This window comes from Rubrivivax albus, from assembly GCF_004016515.1.
Taxonomy (GTDB): domain Bacteria; phylum Pseudomonadota; class Gammaproteobacteria; order Burkholderiales; family Burkholderiaceae_C; genus Rubrivivax; species Rubrivivax albus.
Genome location: NZ_SACT01000009.1, coordinates 37231 through 58329 on the forward strand (window position 1 = coordinate 37231; position 21099 = coordinate 58329).

Here is a 21099-nt window from a genome sequence, read left to right on the forward strand (position 1 = left end):
ATGCCGACGCTGAACCCTTGAGCAAAGAACCATGAGCTTCGAATCCCTGAACCTCGACCCGCGCCTGGCGCGCGCGCTGGCCGACGCCGGCTACGACACCGCCACCACCGTGCAGCAGCAGGCCATCCCGCCTGCGCTGGCCGGGCAGGACCTGATGGTCTCGTCCAGCACCGGCAGTGGCAAGACCGCCAGCTTCGTGCTGCCGGCGCTGACCCGCGTGCTGGCCGCGCGCCTGGAGCAGGACCGCCACGGCACCAAGCGCGACCGCAAGCTGGTCCATGGCCCGCGCGTGCTGGTGCTGGCCCCGACGCGTGAACTGGTGCAGCAGGTGGCGCGCGCCGCAGTCACCTATGGCCGTCACATCCAGGGCCTGCGCGTGGCCACGGTGGTGGGCGGTGTGCCCTACGGCGCGCAGCTCAAGGCGCTGCGCGGCCCGCTGGACCTGCTGATCGCCACACCGGGCCGCCTGATGGACCACATGGCCAGCGGCAATGCCGTGCTGGCCAACGTGGAGATCCTGGTCCTCGACGAGGCCGACCGCATGCTGGACATGGGCTTCATCGAGGACATCCAGCACATCGCCCAGGCCCTGCCGGCGCAGCGCCAGACGCTGATGTACAGCGCCACCTTCGGCGGCCACGTCGGCCGTCTGGCGCAGAGCCTGCTGCGCGAGCCGCAGCGCGTCGACGTCGCGTCGCACACCGACACCCACGCCGACATCGAGCAGCGCCTGCACTGGGCCGACGACGGCGCGCACAAGGACGCCCTGCTGGAGCACCTGCTGGCCGACAGCGCCATCGACCAGGCCGTGGTCTTCACCAGCACCCAGCGTGACGCCGACTGGCTGGCCGACCGGCTGGCGCAGTTCGGCCACCGCGTCGCAGCGCTGCACGGCGGCATGCCGCAAGGCCGGCGCAACCGCGTGCTGCACGGCCTGCGCACCCGCGACCTGCGCGTGCTGGTGGCCACCGACGTCGCCGCGCGCGGCATCGACGTGCCCACCATCAGCCACGTCATCAACTACGGCCTGCCGATGAAGGCCGAGGACTACGTGCACCGCATCGGCCGCACCGGCCGTGCCGGGCGCAGCGGGCTGGCGGTGACGCTGGCCGAGCGCCGCGACGTGGGCATGGTGCGCCGCATCGAGCAGTTCACCACGCAGGACATACCGCCTGCGGTGGTGGCGGGGCTGGAGCCCAAGCGCCCGGCGCCGGAGCGTTTCGCGGCCCGCATGGGCCGGCCCGGTGGTCGTCCAGGCGGGCGGCCGGGCGGTCGCCCCGGGTTTGGCGGCCCCCGCTCAGGCGAACAGCGGCACCAGCAGTGGCACGAGCAGCGAGGTCACGACGGTCGAGGCGGCCATCGCCACCCCGGCGAAGGTGCCGGCCACCATGTTCACCTGGAACGCCCGCGCGGTGCCGATGCCGTGCGCCGTGATGCCCACGGCCAGGCCACGCGCGGCCCAGTCGGTGATGCGCGCGGCGTTCAGCAGCGGCGTGGCCATGGTCGCCCCCAGGATGCCGCTCGCGATCACCAGCACCGCCGTCAGCGAGGGTAAGCCGCCCACCCGCTCGGCCACCGCCATCGCCACCGGGGCGGTGACGCCCTTGGGCGCGATCGAGGCCACCAGCGCGGCCGGCGCGCCCCAGAGCTTGACGATGGCCATGGCCAGCAGCGCGCCCATCAGGTTGCCGGCCAGCAGCGTCAGCACCGCCGGCGTGAGCGTGGCCTTGACCTCGGCCCATTGGCGGCGCAGCGGAATCGCCAGCGCCACGGTGGCCGTGCCGAGCAGGAAGTGCACGAACTGGGCACCGTCGAAGTAGACGGAGTAGGGCGTGTCGGTGAGCGTCAGCACGCCCACCAGCACGGCCACCGAGGTCAGCACCGGGTTGAGCCACGGCGTGCCGCCGGCGGCACGCTGCAGGCGCAGCGCGAGCACGTACACGCCCACCGTGAGCAGCAGCCACAGCAGCGGGCTGGCGCCGAGGTAGACCCACAACGAGGTCATGCGCCGCCCCTCCGGCGCAGCCACTGGAAGAGCCAGGCGGCGCTGACCATCGTCACCGCGCTGCTGACCACGATGCCTGCCAGCAGCGGGGCCCACCACAGCGCGATGAGGCCGATGTGCAGCATCACGCCCACACCTGCCGGCACGAAGAGCAGGCCGAAGTTGGCCAGCAGCGTGTCGGCCACCGCACCCAGCCGCTCGTGCAGGCGTTGAAGCCAGGGCCAGGCCAGGAACAGCAGCGCCATGCCGATGACCGGCCCGGGCACCGGCAGGCCGGTCACGTGGGCCAGCGCCTCCCCCAGCAGTTGGAAGGCCAGCAGCGCGGCCACGGCCTCGAGCATGGCGGCTCGTTCCGCCGACGGATCAGACCGCCAGCAGTTCCACCTCGAAGACCAGCGTCGCGTTCGGCGGGATCACGCCGCCGGCGCCGCGGGCGCCGTAGCCCAGCTGCGGCGGGATCAGCAGCGTGCGCGTGCCGCCCACCTTCATGCCCTGCACGCCCTCGTCCCAGCCGCCGATCACGTGGCCGGCACCGAGCGGGAAGACGAAGGGGTCGTTGCGGTCCTTGCTGGAATCGAACTTGCGGCCGCGGCCGTTGTCGGCCGCCGGGTCGTGCAGCCAGCCGGTGTAGTGCACGCGCACGCGCTGGCCGGCCTGGGCCTCGGCGCCGGTGCCGGGCGTGGTGTCTTCGTACTGCAGGCCGCTGGCGGTGGTGATCATGGGCTGTCGCTCCGTGTTGAAAGAGCCCGGATGATGCCAGCCCAGGCGGGCACGGCCTGGGCCAGCCAGCGGGCCGGGCTGTCGGCGTCCAGGGGCGGCAACCCGAGCACGCGGCCCGCAGCCTGCAACGCCTGCACCGGCGCTGCCAGGTCGAGCGGCGCCGCGCCGTTCTGCTTGCTGAGCTTGTGCCCATCCGCAGCCAGCACCAGCGGCGTGTGCAGGTAGGTCGGTGTGGGCAGACCCAGCGCACGCTGCAGCACGATCTGGCGCGCCGTGTTGTCGGCCAGATCCCCGCCGCGCACCACATGCGTGATGCCCTGGTGTGCGTCGTCCACCACCACCGCCAGCTGGTAGGCCCACAGGCCGTCGGCGCGCCGCAGCACGAAGTCGCCGACCTCGCTGGCCACGTCCTGCGCCTGCGCGCCGAGCCGGCGGTCGTGCCAGTGCACGGTGCCCGGTGGCACCTGCAGCCGCCAGGCACGCGCCGGGCGGCCCCGCAGCCCGCCACGCTCGGGACGGCAGGTGCCGGGGTAGACACGCTCGGCGAAGCGCTCATGTACCACCCCCTGCGCGGCCAGCGCACGGTCGATGTCGGCCCGGGTGCAGGCACAGGGGTAGGCGGCGCCCGCCTCGGCCAGCTGCTGCAGCGCCTGCGCATACGCGCTGTCCCGCGTGGACTGCCACAGCACGGGCTCGTCCGGGTGCAGACCGCAGGCGGCCAGCTGTCCGAGGATGACCTGGTCCATGCCTGGCGGGCAGCGCGGCCGGTCCACGTCCTCGATGCGCACCAGCCAGCGGCCGTCCTGTGTCCGCGCGTCCAGCCAGCTGGCCAGCGCCGCCACCAGCGACCCGGCGTGCAGCGGCCCGGTGGGCGACGGGGCAAAGCGGCCGATCACCGGCACGGTCGGCCTGCGACCTTCAGCCCGGCAGCCGGCCCGCCTGCCGATGCAGAAGCGCCTCGCGCGTCTTTGGCTTGGCCAGCTGGTCCAGCCACCACCGCAGCGCGCGGCCCAGGCCGAGGCCGCTGCGGTCGCCGCGCCAGGCGTAGTGCAGCGCCACCGGCCGGTCGCCGCGCGGGCCGCGCTTTGCCACCAGATGGCCGGCGTCCAGGTGCGGGCGCACCAGCGGCTCGGGCAGGTAGCCACAGCCCAGACCGCGTAGCAGGGCCTCGAGCTTCAGGCGAAGGCTGGGCACGGTCAGCACGTCCTGGCCGGGCAGCAGGTTCACCGTCACTGGCGTCAGGCGCTGGGCGGTGTCGGCCACGGCAACGGCACGGTGCTGCAGGAGGCAATCGGGCGTCAGCGGGTCGGGCGCACCCGCCAGCGGATGGTGGGGGGCGACGCAGAAGACGAAATCCACGTGCCCCAACGGCTCGAGCTGGATGCCGCCGGGATTGGCGAAGTCGCCGGCCACGCCGATGGCCAGGTCGGCCTGGCCGTGCACCAATGCCTCCCAGGTGCCCGCCAGCACGTCGTTGCGCAGGCGCAGCCGTGTGCCGCCGCCGGAACCGGCCTCGCCGTCGCCGGTGCACAGGCCGCTGAAGGTCTCGATGAGCTCGAACATCGTGGTTGGCGAGACGATGTCGTCCAAGCTGATCGACAGCTCGGTCTCCCAGCCACCGGCCACACGCCGCACGCGGTTGGCCACCGCGTCCATCTCCTGCAGCAGGCGCCGCCCCTCGACCAGCAGTTCGGTGCCGGCGGGCGTGAGCTGGGCCTGGCGCGAGCTGCGGTCGAACAGCAGCACGTCCAGCGCATCCTCCAGCTGGCGCACGCTGTAGGTCAGCGCCGAGGGCACCTTGCCCATCTCGCGCGCGGCCGCGGCAAAGCTGCCGGTGCGGGCAATGGCGTCGACCATGGCCAGGGCTTCGGGGGTCAGGGCGTTGCGGCGATGGGGCATGGCGTCTGTCTCCACGTCATTGTCGCCTTCAAATCGATTGAACAGCGTCGTGAAGGCCTTGCCGATGGCGGTGCACGGCGACGCCCGCACCATTGCACCCATGATCACGTTGCGCAAATCCTCCGACCGCGGCTATGCCGACCACGGCTGGCTGAAAAGCTTCCACAGCTTCTCCTTCGCGGACTACTTCGACCCGGCCCACATGGGCGTGGGCAACCTGCGTGTCATCAACGAGGACCGCATCGCCCCGGGCACCGGCTTCGGCACCCACGGCCACCGCGACATGGAGATCGTCAGCTACGTGCTCGACGGCGCGCTGGCGCACCGCGACAGCATGGGCAACGACGGCGCCATCCTGCCTGGTGAGGTGCAGCGCATGAGCGCCGGCACCGGCGTGCGCCACAGTGAGTTCAACCACGCTGGCCAGACCACGCATTTCCTGCAAATCTGGATCATCCCCGACCGCACCGGCATCGCCCCCGGTTACGAACAGAAGACCTTCGGTGCCGAGGCCAAGCGCGGCAAGCTGGCCCTGGTGGCGGCGCCGCCGGCGCAGGCCGCAGCCACGGGTGCGGTCACGATCCACGCCGACGCCCGCCTGTACGCCGGCCTGTTCGACGGTGACGAATCCGTGGCGCTGCCACTGCAGCCCGGCAGGCCGGTCTACGTGCACCTCGTGCGCGGCAGCCTCGAAGCCAATGGCCACGCATTGACAGCCGGCGATGCGCTGACGCTGGACGGCGAAACCACGCTGACCCTGAAGCACGGCCGTGACGCGGACGTGCTCGTCTTCGATCTCCACCCCTGAACCCGACCAAATCCAGAAGGACACCATTAGGAAAATCGTCATCGTCTACCACAGCGGCTACGGCCACACCACGAAGGTCGCCCAGGCGGTGGCCGAAGGCAGCGGCGGTGCGCTGCTGGCCATCGACGCCGAAGGCAACCTGCCCGAGGGGGGCTGGGAGCAGCTGGCCGCGGCCGACGCCATCGTCTTCGGCTCGCCCACCTACATGGGCACCGTGAGCTGGCAGTTCAAGAAGTTCGCCGACGCCAGCAGCAAGCCCTGGTTCACGCAGCAGTGGAAGAACAAGCTGGCGGCGGGCTTCACCAATTCCGCGTCGATGAACGGCGACAAGCTCTCCACGCTGCACTACCTGTTCACGCTGAGCCAGCAGCACAGCATGCTGTGGGTGGGCACCGGCCTGATGCCCAGCAACAGCAAGGCCGCCACGCGCGACGACATCAACTATTTGGCCAGCTACTCCGGCCTGATGACGGCCACACCGTCGGACGCCTCGCCTGACGAGATGGTGGCCGGCGATCTGGCCACGGCCAAGGCCTTCGGCCAGCGCATCGCTGAGGTCGCGGCGCGGCTGGCCAAGTAAACCGCGTTCAGCGGCGGCCAGCGTCCAGCGCGTCGCGGGCCGCCAGCGCCGGGAACCACCGGCGCCACAGCGCGGCCACGGCCAGCGTGCCAAGGCCGCCGACGATCACCGAGCCCACCGCGCCGATGAGGGCCGCGGTGGCGCCGGCGCGGAACTCGCCGAGCTGGTTCGACGCGCCGATGAACAGCGCATTGACCGCGCTCACGCGCCCGCGCATCGCATCCGGCGTTTCGAGCTGCACCAACGTCTGGCGCACGATGACGCTGACCATGTCCGCTGCGCCGGAGACGGCCAGTGCGGCCATCGACAGCCAGAACCACGGCGACAGGCCGAAGGCCAGTTGCGCCGCACCGTAGAGGGCCACGGCGCCCAGCAGTTGCGCGCCGGCCCGTCGCACGATGGGCCGCCGCGCCAGCCACAGCGACATCGCCAGCGCACCGACCGCGGGTGCGGCGCGCAGCAGGCCCAGACCGGTGGGGCCGACCTGCAGCACGTCCTTCGCGAACATCGGCAGCAGGGCGGTGGCGCCGCCGAGCAGCACCGCGAACAGGTCCAGCGAGATGGCACCCAGCACCACCTTGTGCGCGACCACGAAGCGCACGCCGGCCAACAGCGTGGCCGCGCTGACGGGTTCGTGCGGCGGCGGCGCGTGTCCGTACCGGATGGCCAGCGTCAGGCCGGTGGCCAGCGCGAACAGCATGGCGCACAGCGCGTACACCACCGCAGGCCCGGCGCCGTAGACCAGGCCGCCCAGCGCTGGCCCGGCGATGACCGCGCCCTGCAGGCCGCCAGAGCTGAAGGCCAGCGCGCGCGACAGCAGCGCAGACGGCACCAGGAGCGGCGTCAGCGCCTGCGTGGCCGGCAGCTGGAAGGCCCGCACCGCGCCCAGCAGCACCGACAGTGCCAGCAGACCGTCGCGCGTGACCCAGCCACCGTGGCTGGCCACGGCCAGCAGCACGGCCGCCGCCCCCAGCACCGCCATGCAGGCGGCCAGGATGCGGCCCCGGTGCCAACGGTCGATCAGCTGCCCGGCGGGCAGGGCCAGCAGCAGCGCTGGCAGGAACTGCAGCAGACCCACCAGGCCCAGGTCCCAGGCGGAGCCGTTGAGGTCGTAGATCTGCCAGCCCACGGCCACCATCAGCATCTGGCCGGCGCCCACGCCGGCCAGGCGCGACCACCACAGGCGCATGTAGCCCACGTGCGCGCGCAGTGCAGTCCGTGGCGGTTCGTCGGGGCGTGTCATCTTGAAACACGCGATTCTGGCCGTATCCTCGGTACTGACCCGTCACCGCCGTTCGGAGACCCGTGGACCCTTCGGTCTGGCTCTGGCTGCTCAGCGCAGCGCTCATCCTCGCCGGCCTCGCCGGCACCATCCTGCCCGCGCTGCCGGGCACCGCACTCGTGCTCGCCGGCATCGCGCTGGGCGCGTGGATCGACGACTTCACGCGCGTGGGTGGCGTCACGCTGACCCTCGTGGCCGTGCTGGCGGCCCTGGCCTGGGTTCTGGACTACGTGGCCGGGCTGATGGGCGCCAGGCGGGTCGGGGCCAGCACCGAAGCGCTGATCGGCGCCGCCTTGGGCACGGTCGTCGGGCTTTTCATGGGCCTGGTGGGCGTGCTGTTCATGCCGCTGGTGGGGGCGGCCGTCGGCGAGTACATCGCACGCCGCGACCACGGGCAGGCGCTGAAGGTGGGCACGGCCACCTGGCTGGGCATGATGCTGGGCATGATCGCCAAGGTGGTGCTGGCGTTCATGATGGTGGGGCTGTTCATCGTGGCGCTGGTGTTCTGATGCGGGCGCTGGCGGCGGTGATCCTGGCGGCGTGGCTGTTGCCGGCGCAGGCGCAGCAGACCGCCAGCTACGACCCCAAGGACTTCAAGCGCGTGGTGTTCAAGACCCGCTACGAGCGCGAGGTGCAGTTCCGTGCCGCGGCCATCCAGGTGGCCTGGAGCGCCGAGGTGCTGTGCGACGCCACCACCGAGATCGAGCCTTTCGTGCTCTGGTCCCTAGGCACAGTGGGTCGCCGGCTCGACAGTGATGATCTCTCGCTGTACACCGAGGTCACCGGCATGGACGAGCAGTGGCGCGTGGCCTGGCTCGACGAAGGTGCACCGGACGACCTGCACGTAGGCGACGTGGTGGTCGCCGTGAACGGCCGCCAGCTGCCGCAGGGCGGCACGCGCTTCGATTTCGGGGCCATCCTGCGCGGGTCCTCGCCACTGTCGAACTCCGAACAACCGTTCTGGGACGTGATGCTGCAGGCCCGCGAGGAGGCCAAGGCCGGCAAGCCGATGACGGTGACGCTGAAGGATGGCCGCACGCTGGAGGTGGACACCCAGACCGGCTGCGCCGGCAGTGTCACGGCCACCGGCTTCGACCACGAGCCAGACCGTTTCGAACGCAATGGCGCGGTGCGCGTGAAGATCCCGGCAAACGCCATGCTCGAGGCGCGCGCCCGCGACGAGTTCCGCTGGCTGGCGGCATTCGGCACCTACTTCCAGGCCAGCGAGAAGGCCCTGGGCAAGGCACGCGACTCCGCCAACGTGGCCACCGCCTTCGTCGTCGGCAAGATCCTGGCCGCGGCGGTGCCTGGGGCCGGCATGCTGCTGTCAGCCGCAGAACAGCAGGCCGAACGGGCGATCGCCGTGGACAGCGTGGTCGGCAGTGCCGACCTCTTTGCCAACGAGGTCGTGGCGGCCATGGGCGGCGATGTCAACGCCGGGTGGCGTCTCAACGAGCGCTTCGCCGAACTGGGCCTGCAGGTCGACGCGCTGCAGATGGATGCCTTCAGGCTGTCCAACGCCAAGGAACACGCCCAGCGGGTGGCCGACCTGCGGGCGGCGCAGGCCCGTGCGGCGGCCGCGGCCGAGGCGGCCGAGCGGCGCGCGCAGGAGGAAGCACGCCGTCAGCCGCTGGTGCTGCCGGTGCGCTGACCGCGGGCTAGTGTGCACCCGGCGCCGGCCATCTGGCTCGCAGCACGTGGCGGCGACTGCCGTAGCTCAGGCCCCGAGCGCGTAGCCCAGCATCTCGTGCAGCAGCAGGTGGCTGTCGAACCAACCCTGGCGGCCCGGCAGGAAGTCGCTGGCTTCCCATTCGTAGACCGGCGTCATGCCCACCGGCCCGGGCACCACGGTCAGCGCAACCCCTTCGCGGGCGGCGGCACGTTCGAAGCCCCGCAGGGCTCGGCGCATGTGGAAGTCGTGGGTGACGAGCACGATGCGCTGGATGCCCTGCTCGCGCAGGATGGGCACCGACAGCAGCGCGTTTTCGGTGGTGTCGCGGGAGCGGTCCTCCAGCCAGCGGAAGGGCAGGCCGAATTCGCGCTCGGCGATCCGCGCCGCGATCTCGGCTTCGGTGGCGCCGGGCCGGCCGCCATGGCCCAGACCGCCGGAATACAGCATCGGCCACTTGGTGCGACGCGCCAGCCACACGCCGTAGCGCAGGCGCTCCAGGCCCAGCAGGCTGAGGTTGGAGACACCGTACTCCGGCGACAGCTCGCGCTTGCCGCCGCCCAGCACGACGATGGCCGTGGGCATGGGCTCGCGCAGCAGGTCGGCCAGGCGCTCGTCGCTCAGTGCCGGTGGCACCGGGTGCACGGTGGCGCGCATCCACTTGCCGAAGGCGGGCATCGACAGCAGGAGCAGGGCGCTGCAGCCCACGAGCACCAGGCTCCAGGCCAGCAGGCGACGGCGGAACATCAGCCGCGCGCCCACCAGGACGAGCAGCAGCAGCGGCAGCGGCGGGAGCAGCAGGGCGGACACCAGCGGTTTCCAGCCTTCCAGTCCGAATGTCACGATGAGGTCGTTCACGCTGCCGGCCCGGGTCGGTGTCGATAATGGTCGGCTAGTGTAAGGAGGCAAGATGGCGAGCGAACGGATCACGCTGGCAGGCGGCTGCTTCTGGTGCGTCGAGGCGGTCTACGAGCGGGTGGACGGCGTCACGGCGGTGGAATCGGGCTACTGCAACGGTCATGTCGACCGCCCGAGCTACCAGCAGGTCTGCGAAGGCGACACCGGCCACGCCGAGGTCGTCCGGGTGGACTTCGACCCCGAGCGCATCGGTCTGCGCGAGATCCTGGAGATCTTCTTCGTGGTGCACGACCCGACGACCAAGGACCGGCAGGGCAACGACGTGGGGCCGCAATACCGCTCGGGCATCTACTGGCACGACGAGACCCAGCGCCCGGTGATCGAGGACGTGCTCGCCGAGGCCAACGCCGCGCACGGCGGGCGTGTCGTCACCGAGGTGGCGCCGGAGCGCAACTACTGGCCCGCCGAGGCCTATCACCAGCGCTACTTCGCCAACCACCCGGGGCAGGGCTACTGTGCCTTCGTCGTCGCGCCGAAGGTGCAGAAGTTCGAGCGCAGCTTCCGCCACCGGCTGAAGGCGGGCTGAGGCGTTGGCGGGCGAGCGCACCGAAGCCGGGCAGGATCCGCTGCAGCTGCTGCAGGGCAGCGGCCGCATCGGCCTGTTCTCGCGCGACCTGGAAGGCGATGGCGCGCACTGGGACGACGGCTTGTTCGCGATGACAGGGTTCGACGCCGCCGCCGGCGCACCCGCTTGGCCACGCTTCCTGGCCCATGTGCACTCGGACGACCGCGAGGCGCTGGATGCGCACTTCCGCGCGTTGTCGTCGCAGCAGGCGCCCGGGGAGGTGTACTTCAGGTTCGTCCGCCCCGATGGCGACGTCCGCCTGATGCACTCGATCTTTGCTGTCCAAAGCTCCCCCACGGGGCAGGCCGTGCGGCTGGTGGGCGTGATGATCGACGACACGGGTGTGGGCCGTCGGCTGCAGCAGGGCGAACAGTCCCGCCAGTTCCTGCAGCGCGCACTCTCGATGGCCGGGGTGTCGGTGTGGACCATTGACCTGGCGGCGCAACGCGTGTTTTTCAATGCGGTGGGCTTCCAGGTGGTCGGCATGACGCCGGACCCGGCGGGCATTGCACTGGCCGACATCCGCGACAGCATCCATCCGCAGGACCGCCCGGCCATCGTGCAGGCTGCCGAAGCCGCGATGGCGAGTCGGCGCATCGTCGACGCGGTCGCGCGTTATCGCACCGCAGACGGTGGCTGGAAGACTTTGCTCACCCGGCGGGTCGCCCTGCGTGACGGGGAAGGGCGGGTCACGGCATTGATGGGGGTCTCGCTCGACCTGACCGGCGAAGACGCGGAACGTGCACGCGCCGAAGCGCTGGCGGCCCAGACGCGCCTGGTGGCCCAGGCCATGGGCGTGGGCTTTTGGCAGCGCAACGCCGGTGGCGACGCGGTGGTGTGGGACGCGCAGATGTACCGCCTGTACGGCCGCGACCCGGCGCTGCTGCCGCCGACGATGGACGAATGGCTCGACACCTACGTGCAGCCGGCCAGCCGTGACGAGGCCAGGCGCACGCTCGACGCCGACGTGGCCGCCTGGGCGCCGGAGACGCTGATGACGGTGCTCACGCGCGGGGACGACGGTGTCGAACGCTGGGTCCGCGCGTGGACTCGCCGCCTCGACCTGGGCGGGCAGCGCGTGGCGATGGGCATGCACCTGGACGTGACCGAGCAGGTCCGCCAGGAGGCGCTGCGCCAGGAGGCGGCGCGCGTCGCACGCGACAGCCGCGAGAAGTCGGCCTTCATGGCCATGATGAGCCACCGCCTGCGCACGCCCTTGAACGCGGTGCTCGGCTTTGCGCAGTTGATGGCGCAGGATGCGCTGGACCCGCTGAGCCCGCGACAGCGCGAGCGGCTGGCGCGCATCGATGCCGCGGGTGCCGAACTGCTGTCGATGATCGACGACGTGTTCGAGCTGGCTGCACTGGACGCCGATGTCGAGCCGCCGGTGACGGCACCGGTTGCGCTGGACGCGGTCGTGGCGGCGCTGCGCGAGGCGGTGGAGCCGCTGGCCCGTCTGCGTGGCGTGGCCTTGCAGCTGCCGGCGGTGCTGCCACCCGTTCAGGTGGCGACGGACCGTCGCCGGCTCGGTCAGGCCCTGCGCCACCTGGCCGCGCATGCGGTGCGGCGCAACGAGCGAGGCGGTCACGTGGCCTTGACCGTGGCGCTTGCACCGCCTTGGGCGCAGCTCGTGTTCAGCGACGCGGGCCCGCAGCTCGATGCGCAGCAGCGCGAGCTGCTCTTCGACGCCCCCGTGCAGGGGCCTCGCGACGGCAGCGACGGCGATCCGCTGGTCGGCCTGGACCTCGTCCGCCAGGCGTTGACACGACTCGGGGCCAAGGTCGGCTGGCTGAACAGCGACCCCACCGACAGCGCGCTGCTGGTCGAGATTCCGTTGGCAGCCTCGACACCATCGTCTCCTCCCGAGGCGAGCGGAACGCTGTCACTGCTGTGCATCGAGGACAACCCCGTCAACATGCTGCTGGTGCAGGAACTGGTGGCCCTGCGGCCAGGCATGCGCCTGGCCTGCGCGACCGACGGGCAGAGCGGCCTGGCCGCCGCGGCCGCCGACCCACCGGACGTGGTGCTGCTGGACCTGCACCTGCCCGACATGCATGGCAGCGCCGTGGCCGCGCGCCTGCGCGCCGAGCCGCGCACCGCCGCCTGCAGGATCGTCGCGCTGTCGGCTGGCGCCTTGCCGGAGGACATCCGCGCCGCGCAGGACCAGGGCTTCGACGACTACTGGACCAAGCCCATCGACTTCGACCGCTTCCTGGCCGGCCTGGACCGGCTGGCCGCGCAGCGCGTCACGGCGCCAGGCGCTCCATGATCCAGGCGCCGTCGCTGCCTTCCTTCCGGTAGCGCAGCCGGTCGTGCAGACGGCTCTTGCGGCCCTGCCAGAACTCCCAGCGGTCGGGCACCAGCCGGAAACCGCCCCAGTGCGGCGGACGGGGCGGGTTCAGCAGGTGGCGCGCGGAGACCTGGGCCGCGTTGGCCACCAGGGTGGCGCGCGACGGGATCACCTCGCTCTGCGGCGAGGCCCAGGCGCCGATGCGCGAGTCCAGCGGGCGGCTGGCGTAGTAGGCGTCGGACTCGGCCTCGCTGGTACGCTCCACGGCGCCCTCGATGCGCACCACGCGCTCGAGTTCGACCCAGTGGAACTGCAGCGCGGCGAAGGGATGGGCTGCCAGTTCGCGGCCCTTGCGGCTGTGGTAATTGGTGTACCAGACGATGCCGCGCGCATCACAGCCCTTGATCAGCACCACCCTCGTCGACGGCCGGCCGTCGGCACCTACCGTGGCCAGCGTCATCGCGTTGGGCTCGGGCAACTGCGCGTTCAACGCCTGCTGCAGCCAGTGCTCGAACTGGCGCAGCGGGTCGGCGTGGGCCGCGTGTTCGTCGAGCGCGTCGCGCTCGTAGCTCTTTCGCAGGTCGGCGATGTCCATCACGGCAGTATAGGAAGCCCGGTGCATCCCTTAGGGGCAAGAACGTAAGTGAAGCTCCGACTGTGCCGTGGTGCCAAGCGAGACGATGCTCGCCTTCACAAGCGGCATGGTCATGACAGCCTCACCCAGCATCGTCATCCTGGCAGCCGGTCCCAGTCGACGCTTCGGTGCCGCCGGGCAGAAGCTGACCCAGATGCTCGGTGCCCGCAGCGTGCTGGGCCACACCATCCACCAGGCCATGGCCACCGGCTGGCCGCTGTGCGTGGTGCTGACGCCCGCGCTGGTGCCGCTGGTGAGTCCCTGGGTGGCCACGCGCGACCTGGTCGTGCTCGACGTGGACGAAGCGGCGCGTGGCCTGGGTCATTCCATCGCTGCCGGTGTGGCTGCGCACGGCGCAGCCCCGGGCTGGGTGACGCTGCCTGGCGACATGCCGCTGGTGCAGGCTGCGTCGATCATCGCCGTCGGCCGCGCGCTGGCCGAGCACCCGGTGGCCTACGCGCAGCACCAGGGTCGGGCAGGCTACCCGCAGGCCTTCGCGGCCGAACTGTTCTCCGAACTCGTCGCCCTCGAAGGCGAGGCGGGGGCGCGCCGGCTGATGGCGCGCTACCCGGCAGCGGCGGTCGACCTCGACGACCCTGGCGTGCTGGTCGATGTCGACACCGAGGCCGACCTCGCCGCGCTGCGGGCCGCGATGGCCCAGGAAGGCTCCAGCGCCGCGCACTGAGCACGCCGGCTCAGGATGCCTCGGTCGGCGGCAGCAGCCGATGCCGCCCCGCCAGCGCCACCAGCCGCTCGATCTCGCGGTCACGGATGCCCCGCGTGCGCAGGGCCTCGGCCGTCTGCAGCAGGTAGTCCAGCGTCGTGCCGTAGCGCCCGCGGGCGTGGCGCAGCACGTCCAGCATCGCCACATCGTCCAGCGGTGCCAGGCAGGCCTGGTGGCGCCGGCTAAGCGTGAAGGCCAGCGCCGGCACCATGCCCGTCGGTGTATGGCAAGGCAGCCACCGGGGCGTGTAGACCCCGGTGGGCATCTCGCGGGACCAGAGGCGGTGAAGTTCGGCCTCGGCATTGCCCGTGGGCAGCCGGTGCACCTCGCCGCGGCAGGCACCGCCGGAGAGCAGGGCGAAGACGAGCCCGGGACGCTCGGGCGTGCCGCGGTTGATGTGCGAGCGCATCCGCAGGGCGCGGTGCCAGCCCTGGACCCGCGCTGGGCGGCATTCCTCGGCGTCGAACTCCGGCCGCCAGATCAGGGACGCATAGCCGAAGACCCAGAGCGCCCGGCGCGGTCCGAATCGTTGCCGGAGGTCGCGGAGGAGCGCCTCGATGTCCGGCGGGTGATGCAGCGGCCCGGTTGACCATGTAACCGAGTTACTCGATAATGAATTCACAGGTTACATCCGGAGCCGAACACGTGAGCCAAGCGCCGACGCCCGCCCGCCACCCAGCCGTGCAGGCGGTCACCGACAGGATCCGCAGCCGCAGTGCCGGCCTTCGCCAGGCGTACCTCGAACGTCTGGACCGGCTGGCGGCGCGTCCGCGCGGGTCCGATCGCATGGGCTGTGCCAACGTGGCGCACGCCTTCGCGGCCCTGCCAGGCACCGACAAGCTGCGCATCGTGGCTGAACGTGCACCGCATCTGGGCATCGTGACCGCCTACAACGACATGCTTTCGGCTCACCAGCCCTACGAGGGCTATCCGGCGCAGATCCGCGAGGCCGCGCGCGCTGCAGGGGCCACGGTGCAGGTGGCCGGGGGCGTGCCGGCGATGTGCGACGGCGTCACCCAGGGCCTGCCGGGCATGGAGCTGAGCCTGTTCTCGCGCGACACCATCGCCATGGCGACGGCGGTGGCGCTGACGCACGATGTCTTCGACGGCGCACTGCTGCTGGGCGTGTGCGACAAGATCGTCCCCGGGCTGTTGATCGGTGCGCTGCATTTCGGTCATCTGCCCTGTGTCTTCGTGCCGGCCGGGCCGATGAGCACCGGGCTGTCCAACGGCGAGAAGGCCAAGGTGCGCGAAGCGTACGCCAGCAAGCAGGTGGGGCGCGACGAACTGCTGGCCGCCGAGAGTGCCGCCTATCACGGCCCGGGCACTTGCACCTTCTACGGCACGGCCAACAGCAACCAGATGCTGCTGGAGGCCATGGGCCTGCACGTGCCCGGCAGCGCCTTCGTGCACCCGCACGACGGGCTGCGCACGGCGCTGACCCAGGCGGCGGTGGGCACCGTGCTCGACATCCGGCGCGATGGCGGGCGGTTCACGCCGATCGGGCGCTTGGTGGACGAGCGCTGCATCGTCAACGCGATGGTGGCGCTGCTGGCCACCGGCGGCTCCACCAATCACCTGATCCACTGGGTGGCCGTGGCGCGTGCCGCGGGCATCCTGATCGACTGGACCGACTTCGCCGACCTGTCCGCGGTGGTCCCGCTGCTGGCCCGCGTCTACCCCAACGGCAGTGCCGACGTGAACCAGTTCCAGGCCGCCGGCGGCCCCGGCTTCGTGCTGCGTGAGCTGCTGTCGGGCGGCTGGCTGCATGGCGACGTGATGACGGTGGCCCGCGAGGGCCTGGCGGCCTACACACAGCTGCCGTCGCTGGACGCTGGTGGTGCGCTGCGCTGGCAGGCGCTGCCGGCGGCGCCGGGCGACGAGGGCATCGTGCGCACCGCGGCCGCGCCGTTCTCCGCCACCGGCGGCCTGAAGCTGCTGCAGGGCAACCTGGGTCGCGCGGTGATCAAGGTCTCGGCGGTGCCGGAGGACCGGCACGTGGTCGAGGCGCCGGCCATCGTCTTCGACGACCAGCTGGAGCTGCTGCGCGCCTTCGAGGCCGGGCAGCTGCAGCGGGACTTCGTGGCCGTGGTGCGCTTCCAGGGTCCGGCGGCCAACGGCATGCCCGAGTTGCACAAGCTCACGCCGCCGCTGGCGGTGCTGCAGAACCAGGGTTTCCGCGTGGCGCTGCTCACCGACGGCCGCATGAGCGGCGCGTCGGGCAAGGTGCCGGTGGCCATCCACGCCAGCCCCGAGGCCCTGGCCGGCGGGCCGATCGCGCGGTTGCGCGACGGTGACATCATCCGCCTGGACGCGGTGATGGGCACGCTGGATGCGCTGGTGCCCGAGGCCGAATGGGCCGCGCGCACGCCGGCGCCGCTGTCGCCCGAGGCGGCGCTGACGAACGCCCATGACCTGGGCCGTGACCTGTTCGGCGGCATGCGCCGCACCGTGCGCAGCGCCGAAGAGGGCGCGGTGACGTGGCTGTGAAGGACACCCCGATGAAGACGACCGACCTGATCGTGCACGGCCCGGTGATCCCGGTGATCGTGCTGCACCGTGAAGCCGATGCGGTGCCGATGGCCGAGGCCCTGCTGGCCGGCGGCGTGCGGGTGCTGGAGATCACGCTGCGCACGCCGGCGGCGCTGGCCTGCATGGAAGCCATAGCCAAGGCGCTGCCGGAAGCCATCGTGGGCGCCGGCACGCTGCGCAGCCCGGCCGACGTGCGCGCCGCGCGCGATGCCGGCTGCGTGTTCGGTGTCAGCCCGGGCTATACCGCCGCGGTGGGCCAGGCCTGCCGCGACGCCGGCCTGCCGCTGCTGCCCGGCGTGGCCACGGCCAGCGAGGTCATGGCGGCGCAGGCCGACGGGCTGGACTTCCTGAAGTTCTTCCCGGCCACGGCGGCCGGGGGCATCCCGATGCTCAAGGCCCTGGGCGGGCCCTTCCCGGACGTGCGCTTCTGCCCGACCGGCGGCATCACACCCGCGACGGCGCCGGACTTCCTGGCGTTGGACAACGTGGTGGTCTGCGGCGGCTCGTGGCTGACGCCGGCCGACGTGATGGCCAGCGGCGACTGGGCACGCATCACGCGCCTGGCGCGCGAGGCCTCGGCGCTGGCGCGCGGTTGAGCTTCAGCGCAGGCCGACGCCGTCGGCCGGGGCCTCGGCGCGCTGGATGAGTTCGACCTTGTAGCCGTCCGGGTCGGTGATGAAGGCGATCACCGTGGTGCCGCCCTTGACCGGTCCGGGCTCCCGCGTGACGTTGCCGCCGTTGGCCCTGATCTTCTCGCAGGCGGCATAGGCGTCGGGCACGCCGATGGCGATGTGGCCGTAGGCCGTGCCCATGTCGTACTGTTCGACACCCCAGTTGTAGGTCAGCTCGAGCTCGGCGTGTTCCGGGTTGCGGCCGTAGCCCAGGAAGGCCAGCGAGTACTTCTGCGACGGGTTCTCGCTGGTGCGCAGCAGGGTCATGCCCATGACATTGGTGTAGAAGTCGATCGACCGTTGCAGGTCGCCGACGCGCAGCATGGTGTGCAGCAGGCGCATGGGGCTCTCGTTCCGGGGTCAGTTCAGGTACATCGCCAGCCGACGCTGGGCGCGGTCGGTCACGGCAGGTTCGGGGCAGAGGCCGAACCATTCGACCATGCGTACGCGCGCGGCCTCGCGGTGTTCGGCCTTGTCGCGCAGCACGATCTCCAGCAGCTGCTCGAAGGCGGCGGCGAAGTCGCCGCCATGGGCCAGGATCGCGGCGAGGTCGAAGCGCGCCACGTGGTCTTTCGGGTTGGCCTCGATGCGGGCGCGCAGTTCGACCGGATCGCCGGCCGGGCGATTGGCCTCGAAGTCCTGCTGCGCCTTCAGCGCAGCCTGTCGCTCTTCCAGTGCCTTGGTGATGGCCGGTTCCTGCGGGTCCAGCGCCTGGGCCTCGGTGAGCATCTCGACGGCGCGGGCGTGGTCCGGCTCCTCGGCGGCGGCCTTGAGCAGCTGCTTGGAGGGAGAGGGCGCGCCCACGTGCGGGTCGAGGAAGGCGCGGATGCGCGACTCCGGCAGCGCGCCGGTGAACTGGTCCACCGGCTGGCCGCCCTTGAACAGCAGCACGTGCGGGATGCTGCGCAGGCCCAGCATGCCGGCGAGCTGCGGGTTCTCGTCGGTGTTGAGCTTGGCCAGCACGAAGCGGCCCTCGTAGGCCTGCACCAGCTTCTCCAGCAGCGGCTTGAGCTGCCGGCATGGCCCGCACCAGGGGGCCCAGCAGTCCAGCAGCACCGGCACCTCCATCGAGCGCTGGACCAGCGTGGTCTCGAAGTCGGCGTCGGTGATGTCGAAGCTGAGGTCGTTCGGTTCCGCCGCGGCGGTGGCGGGCGGGGCGGAGGCGGCAGTGCCGCTGGAGGGAAAGAGCACGCTCATACGGTCACGGGGCGAAGTTCAGACGGGCAGGGTGTAGTTCAGGGTCATGCGGCCGCCGTCGACGGTGACGATCTCACCGGTGACGTAGCTGGCGGCGTCGGACAGCAGGAAGGCGACCACGTCGGCGATCTCCGACGGCTCGCCCAGCCGCTTCAACGGGGTACGGCTGAGGATGCGGGTGCGGGCCTCGTCACTGGTCAGCACGGCGTTCTTCGCCAGCTCGGTAGCGATGGTGCCCGGCGCCACGGCGTTGACGCGGATGCCCATGTCGGCCAGCGACAGCGCCATCACGCGCGTGAGCTGGTTGATGGCGCCCTTGCTGGCGTTGTAGCTGGCGATCGTGGGGATGGTCAGCGTGCCGTTGACCGAGCTCATGTTGACGATGGCGCCTCCGCCCTGCTGCACCATCTGCCGGGCCACGGCCTGGCCGACGAGGAACGAGCCCTTGAGATTGACGTCGAGCACGGCGTCCCAGTCGGCCTCGGTGATGTCGAGGAACTCGGCGGCCTTGAAGATGCCGGCGTTGTTCACCAGCGCATCGACGCGCCCGAAGGCCCGCAGCGTGGCGGCCAGGGCGGCGTCGACGTCGGCCTTCGCGGCCACGTTGCAGTGCTGGTAGAGGCAGCGGGCGCCCTCGGCCGCCAGTTCCTCGGCCAGTGCCTGGCCGGCGGCGTCTGCCATGTCCCACAGCGCCACGGCGGCGCCCTCGGCTGTCAGGCGGCGCGCGCAGGCGGCGCCGATGCCCTGCGCGGCGCCGGTGATCACGGCCACCCGGCCGTCGAGGCCGAAGCGGATCGCCCCTGGCATGTGCTGTGCTCCCGTCGAAGTTGCACGGCCCGCATCTGCGGGCCGTGGTGGTCTGTCCGGGGCAAAGTGTAGCGGGGCTCAGGTGGCGGCGTTCACCACGTCGCCTTGCGCCTGCCGTGCCTGCCGACGCAGCACCACCGCATCGGCCGCAGGCCGACCAGCGCTGCCCGCCAGCCGGAAGACCGAGACCGCCTCGTCCAGGTTCTCGGCCTGCGCCTGCAGCTGGGCGGCCGATGCGGCGATCTGCTCGACCATCGCGGCGTTCTGCTGGGTGATGCCGTCGATGTGGGCCACGGCTTCGTTGACCTGCGAGATGCCGCCGAGCTGCTCGTGGCTGCCGGTGTCAATCTCGCGCACGGTCTGCCCCACCTTCTCCACCATCGCCAGCGCCTCGGCCATGGTCTGGCGGGCGGTGTCGGTGCGCCGGCTGCCGTTGTCCACCTCTTCCGAGGAGTGCGCGATCAGCTGCTTGATCTCGCGGGCGGCACCGGTGGTGCGCTGCGCCAGGGCCCGCACCTCGCCGGCCACGACCGCGAAGCCCCGGCCCTGTTCGCCGGCCCGCGCAGCTTCCACCGCAGCGTTGAGGGCCAGGATGTTGGTCTGGAAGGCGATGCCGTCGATGACCTGGATGATCTCGCCGATGCGCTGCGACGACTGCTGGATGGCCTGCATCGTCTCCGTCATCGCCTGCACGGCCGCGTGGCTGCGCTGGGTGATCTCGATGGTGCGCCGTGCGAGCTGCGCCGCCGTGCCTGCGGCGTCGGCGCTGCTGCGCACGGTGCCCGTGATCTCCTCCATCGACGAGGCGGTCTGCTCCAGGCTGGAGGCCTGCGATTCGGTGCGGGCCGACAGATCCTGGTTGCCGGCTGCGATCTCGCGCGAGGCGTCCCGCATGTGCGCCACCTCGTTGCGGGCATCACGCACCACCGCCATGAGGTTGACGCTGAGCTGGTTCATGGCCCGCTCGAGGTGGCCGATGGTGTCGCTCCGAGTCGATTCCAGCCGCTGCGTCAGGTCGCCGGCGGCGAGCCGGTTGGCGAAGTCCAGCACACGTTGCAGGGGCGACACCGACACCTGCATCAGCAGTGCGCCGCCGACCAGACCGGCCACGCCAGCCGACAGCGCGGCCGCCGTCGCGGCGCCATAGCCGGTCAGGCCGAGAAACGCGGAAGACGCCTCACCGGCGGCAAAGGCAGCACCACCGATGGCCGCGGCCGACAGCGTCAGCTTGCCGCGCAGGCCCAGCCGCAGCGCTGAGGCAATCCTGCCGCCGACCGTCTTGACCTGCAGGTGACCGCCTCGCAGCAAATGGGTCAGGCTGCCGCGCGCCGCCTCGTCGCGCATCGTGGCGTACAGCGCCTCCGCCTGCTGGATCTGCTGCGGCGAGGGCTCGGTGCGCACCGACATGTAGCCGGTCGGTGTGTCGCCATCCATCAGCGGCGTCACGTTGGCCATCACCCAGTAGCAGCTGCCGTCCTTTCGCCGGTTCTTCACCGGGGCACACCAGGGGAGGCCGGCCTGGATGGTGGCCCACATGTCCCGAAAGGCCTCCTCCGGCATGTCGGGGTGGCGGATCAGGTTGTGGGGCTGGCCCAGCAGTTCCTCCTTCGCGTAGCCGCTGACGGCGACGAAGGCGGGGTTGCAGTAGAGGATGCGGCCCTTGAGGTCCGTGGTCGACACGAGGGTCTCGCCCGGCGGAAACGGGAACGTCTGGTCGGTGACGGGCAGGTTCTGGCGCATCGGTTACTCCGCGTGGCGTCCACACGGCACCACGTGACCCTATCTCGGCCTCCAGCGC

General features: G+C 71.5%; 22 protein-coding genes and 1 pseudogene. 10 read left to right on the forward strand and 13 right to left on the reverse strand.

Features of this window, described 5'->3' with window-relative positions:
• Nucleotides 1–31: 31 nt before the first annotated feature.
• Nucleotides 32–1072: pseudogene (locus ENE75_RS20900) on the forward strand (DEAD/DEAH box helicase); the annotation flags it as partial.
• A 225-nt stretch (nucleotides 1073–1297) separates the two neighbouring features.
• Here ENE75_RS20900 and ENE75_RS20905 read toward each other — a convergent pair.
• From ENE75_RS20905 to ENE75_RS20925, 5 genes are read right to left on the reverse strand one after another with little or no spacing between them, the layout of a single operon-like run.
• Nucleotides 1298–2005: an LrgB family protein gene (locus ENE75_RS20905; protein ID WP_128200331.1), complete on the reverse strand. Its 708-nt coding sequence runs from the start codon at nucleotides 2003–2005 to the stop codon at nucleotides 1298–1300.
• Nucleotides 2002–2346, reverse strand: coding sequence for a CidA/LrgA family protein (locus ENE75_RS20910; RefSeq protein ID WP_128200333.1), 345 nt, complete (start codon nucleotides 2344–2346; stop codon nucleotides 2002–2004). Before ENE75_RS20910 ends, ENE75_RS20905 begins: the two co-directional genes overlap by 4 nt.
• Before the next feature lie 22 nt (nucleotides 2347–2368).
• Nucleotides 2369–2725 (reverse strand): FKBP-type peptidyl-prolyl cis-trans isomerase, encoded by a 357-nt coding sequence (locus ENE75_RS20915; protein ID WP_128200335.1) that lies wholly within the window; start codon nucleotides 2723–2725, stop codon nucleotides 2369–2371.
• Nucleotides 2722–3627: a tRNA glutamyl-Q(34) synthetase GluQRS gene (gene gluQRS / locus ENE75_RS20920; protein WP_128200337.1), complete on the reverse strand. Its 906-nt coding sequence runs from the start codon at nucleotides 3625–3627 to the stop codon at nucleotides 2722–2724. The genes ENE75_RS20915 and gluQRS overlap by 4 nt, the downstream gene beginning before the upstream one ends.
• 16 nt (nucleotides 3628–3643) lie before the next feature.
• On the reverse strand, nucleotides 3644–4624 hold the full coding sequence (locus ENE75_RS20925) for a LysR substrate-binding domain-containing protein (RefSeq protein WP_128200339.1): 981 nt from the start codon (nucleotides 4622–4624) through the stop codon (nucleotides 3644–3646).
• A gap of 100 nt (nucleotides 4625–4724) precedes the next feature.
• On the opposite strand from ENE75_RS20925, the gene ENE75_RS20930 reads away from it, so the two are divergent.
• Nucleotides 4725–5432, forward strand: a complete 708-nt coding sequence (locus ENE75_RS20930) for a pirin family protein (RefSeq protein ID WP_128200341.1) — start codon at nucleotides 4725–4727, stop codon at nucleotides 5430–5432.
• 25 nt (nucleotides 5433–5457) lie between these two features.
• Complete coding sequence (locus ENE75_RS20935; RefSeq protein WP_128200682.1) at nucleotides 5458–6012, forward strand: flavodoxin family protein; 555 nt, start codon at nucleotides 5458–5460, stop codon at nucleotides 6010–6012.
• 7 nt (nucleotides 6013–6019) lie between these two features.
• On the opposite strand, the gene ENE75_RS20940 is transcribed toward ENE75_RS20935, so the two are convergent.
• Entirely contained in the window at nucleotides 6020–7255 is a 1236-nt protein-coding gene (locus tag ENE75_RS20940) for an MFS transporter (RefSeq protein WP_233259192.1), read from the reverse strand.
• A 62-nt stretch (nucleotides 7256–7317) separates the two neighbouring features.
• On the opposite strand from ENE75_RS20940, the gene ENE75_RS20945 reads away from it, so the two are divergent.
• Together ENE75_RS20945 and ENE75_RS20950 are read left to right on the forward strand one after the other, a co-directional pair.
• Nucleotides 7318–7803 (forward strand): DUF456 domain-containing protein, encoded by a 486-nt coding sequence (locus tag ENE75_RS20945; RefSeq protein WP_128200343.1) that lies wholly within the window; start codon nucleotides 7318–7320, stop codon nucleotides 7801–7803.
• Nucleotides 7803–8945: a hypothetical protein gene (locus ENE75_RS20950; RefSeq protein ID WP_128200345.1), complete on the forward strand. Its 1143-nt coding sequence runs from the start codon at nucleotides 7803–7805 to the stop codon at nucleotides 8943–8945. Before ENE75_RS20945 ends, ENE75_RS20950 begins: the two co-directional genes overlap by 1 nt.
• 66 nt (nucleotides 8946–9011) lie before the next feature.
• On the opposite strand, the gene ENE75_RS20955 is transcribed toward ENE75_RS20950, so the two are convergent.
• Nucleotides 9012–9806 (reverse strand): YdcF family protein, encoded by a 795-nt coding sequence (locus ENE75_RS20955; RefSeq protein WP_233259193.1) that lies wholly within the window; start codon nucleotides 9804–9806, stop codon nucleotides 9012–9014.
• Nucleotides 9807–9873: 67 nt separating this feature from the next.
• Here ENE75_RS20955 and msrA point away from each other — a divergent pair, with 67 nt between their 5' ends.
• Both msrA and ENE75_RS20965 read left to right on the forward strand, forming a co-directional pair.
• Nucleotides 9874–10407 (forward strand): peptide-methionine (S)-S-oxide reductase MsrA, encoded by a 534-nt coding sequence (msrA, locus tag ENE75_RS20960; protein ID WP_128200349.1) that lies wholly within the window; start codon nucleotides 9874–9876, stop codon nucleotides 10405–10407.
• Between the two features lie 4 nt (nucleotides 10408–10411).
• The gene (locus ENE75_RS20965) at nucleotides 10412–12715 is read left to right on the forward strand and encodes a hybrid sensor histidine kinase/response regulator (RefSeq protein ID WP_128200351.1); all 2304 of its coding nucleotides are present in this window, start codon (nucleotides 10412–10414) and stop codon (nucleotides 12713–12715) included.
• Here ENE75_RS20965 and pdxH read toward each other — a convergent pair.
• Entirely contained in the window at nucleotides 12693–13331 is a 639-nt protein-coding gene (gene pdxH / locus ENE75_RS20970; RefSeq protein WP_128200353.1) for a pyridoxamine 5'-phosphate oxidase, read from the reverse strand. The two genes, ENE75_RS20965 and pdxH, sit on opposite strands and share 23 nt — an antisense overlap.
• 112 nt (nucleotides 13332–13443) lie before the next feature.
• Here pdxH and ENE75_RS20975 point away from each other — a divergent pair, with 112 nt between their 5' ends.
• Nucleotides 13444–14055: a nucleotidyltransferase family protein gene (locus tag ENE75_RS20975; protein WP_128200355.1), complete on the forward strand. Its 612-nt coding sequence runs from the start codon at nucleotides 13444–13446 to the stop codon at nucleotides 14053–14055.
• Nucleotides 14056–14065: 10 nt separating this feature from the next.
• Here ENE75_RS20975 and ENE75_RS20980 read toward each other — a convergent pair whose 3' ends face one another.
• Nucleotides 14066–14716 carry a gamma-glutamylcyclotransferase gene (locus ENE75_RS20980; RefSeq protein WP_310733646.1) on the reverse strand — a complete coding sequence of 217 codons (651 nt, stop codon included), beginning with the start codon at nucleotides 14714–14716 and terminating at the stop codon, nucleotides 14066–14068.
• Between the two features lie 23 nt (nucleotides 14717–14739).
• On the opposite strand from ENE75_RS20980, the gene edd reads away from it, so the two are divergent.
• Nucleotides 14740–16584 (forward strand): phosphogluconate dehydratase, encoded by a 1845-nt coding sequence (gene edd, locus ENE75_RS20985; protein ID WP_233259194.1) that lies wholly within the window; start codon nucleotides 14740–14742, stop codon nucleotides 16582–16584.
• 11 nt (nucleotides 16585–16595) lie between these two features.
• The gene (locus ENE75_RS20990) at nucleotides 16596–17222 is read left to right on the forward strand and encodes a bifunctional 4-hydroxy-2-oxoglutarate aldolase/2-dehydro-3-deoxy-phosphogluconate aldolase (protein ID WP_128200359.1); all 627 of its coding nucleotides are present in this window, start codon (nucleotides 16596–16598) and stop codon (nucleotides 17220–17222) included.
• Nucleotides 17223–17225: 3 nt separating this feature from the next.
• On the opposite strand, the gene gloA is transcribed toward ENE75_RS20990, so the two are convergent.
• The 4 genes from gloA to ENE75_RS21010 form a co-directional block, all read right to left on the reverse strand.
• Nucleotides 17226–17639 carry a lactoylglutathione lyase gene (gloA, locus tag ENE75_RS20995; RefSeq protein ID WP_128200361.1) on the reverse strand — a complete coding sequence of 138 codons (414 nt, stop codon included), beginning with the start codon at nucleotides 17637–17639 and terminating at the stop codon, nucleotides 17226–17228.
• 18 nt (nucleotides 17640–17657) lie between these two features.
• Complete coding sequence (locus ENE75_RS21000) at nucleotides 17658–18494, reverse strand: tetratricopeptide repeat protein (RefSeq protein WP_128200363.1); 837 nt, start codon at nucleotides 18492–18494, stop codon at nucleotides 17658–17660.
• Between the two features lie 18 nt (nucleotides 18495–18512).
• Nucleotides 18513–19301, reverse strand: a complete 789-nt coding sequence (locus ENE75_RS21005; RefSeq protein ID WP_128200365.1) for an SDR family NAD(P)-dependent oxidoreductase — start codon at nucleotides 19299–19301, stop codon at nucleotides 18513–18515.
• 78 nt (nucleotides 19302–19379) lie between these two features.
• Nucleotides 19380–21041: a methyl-accepting chemotaxis protein gene (locus ENE75_RS21010; RefSeq protein WP_128200367.1), complete on the reverse strand. Its 1662-nt coding sequence runs from the start codon at nucleotides 21039–21041 to the stop codon at nucleotides 19380–19382.
• Nucleotides 21042–21099 lie beyond the last annotated feature (58 nt).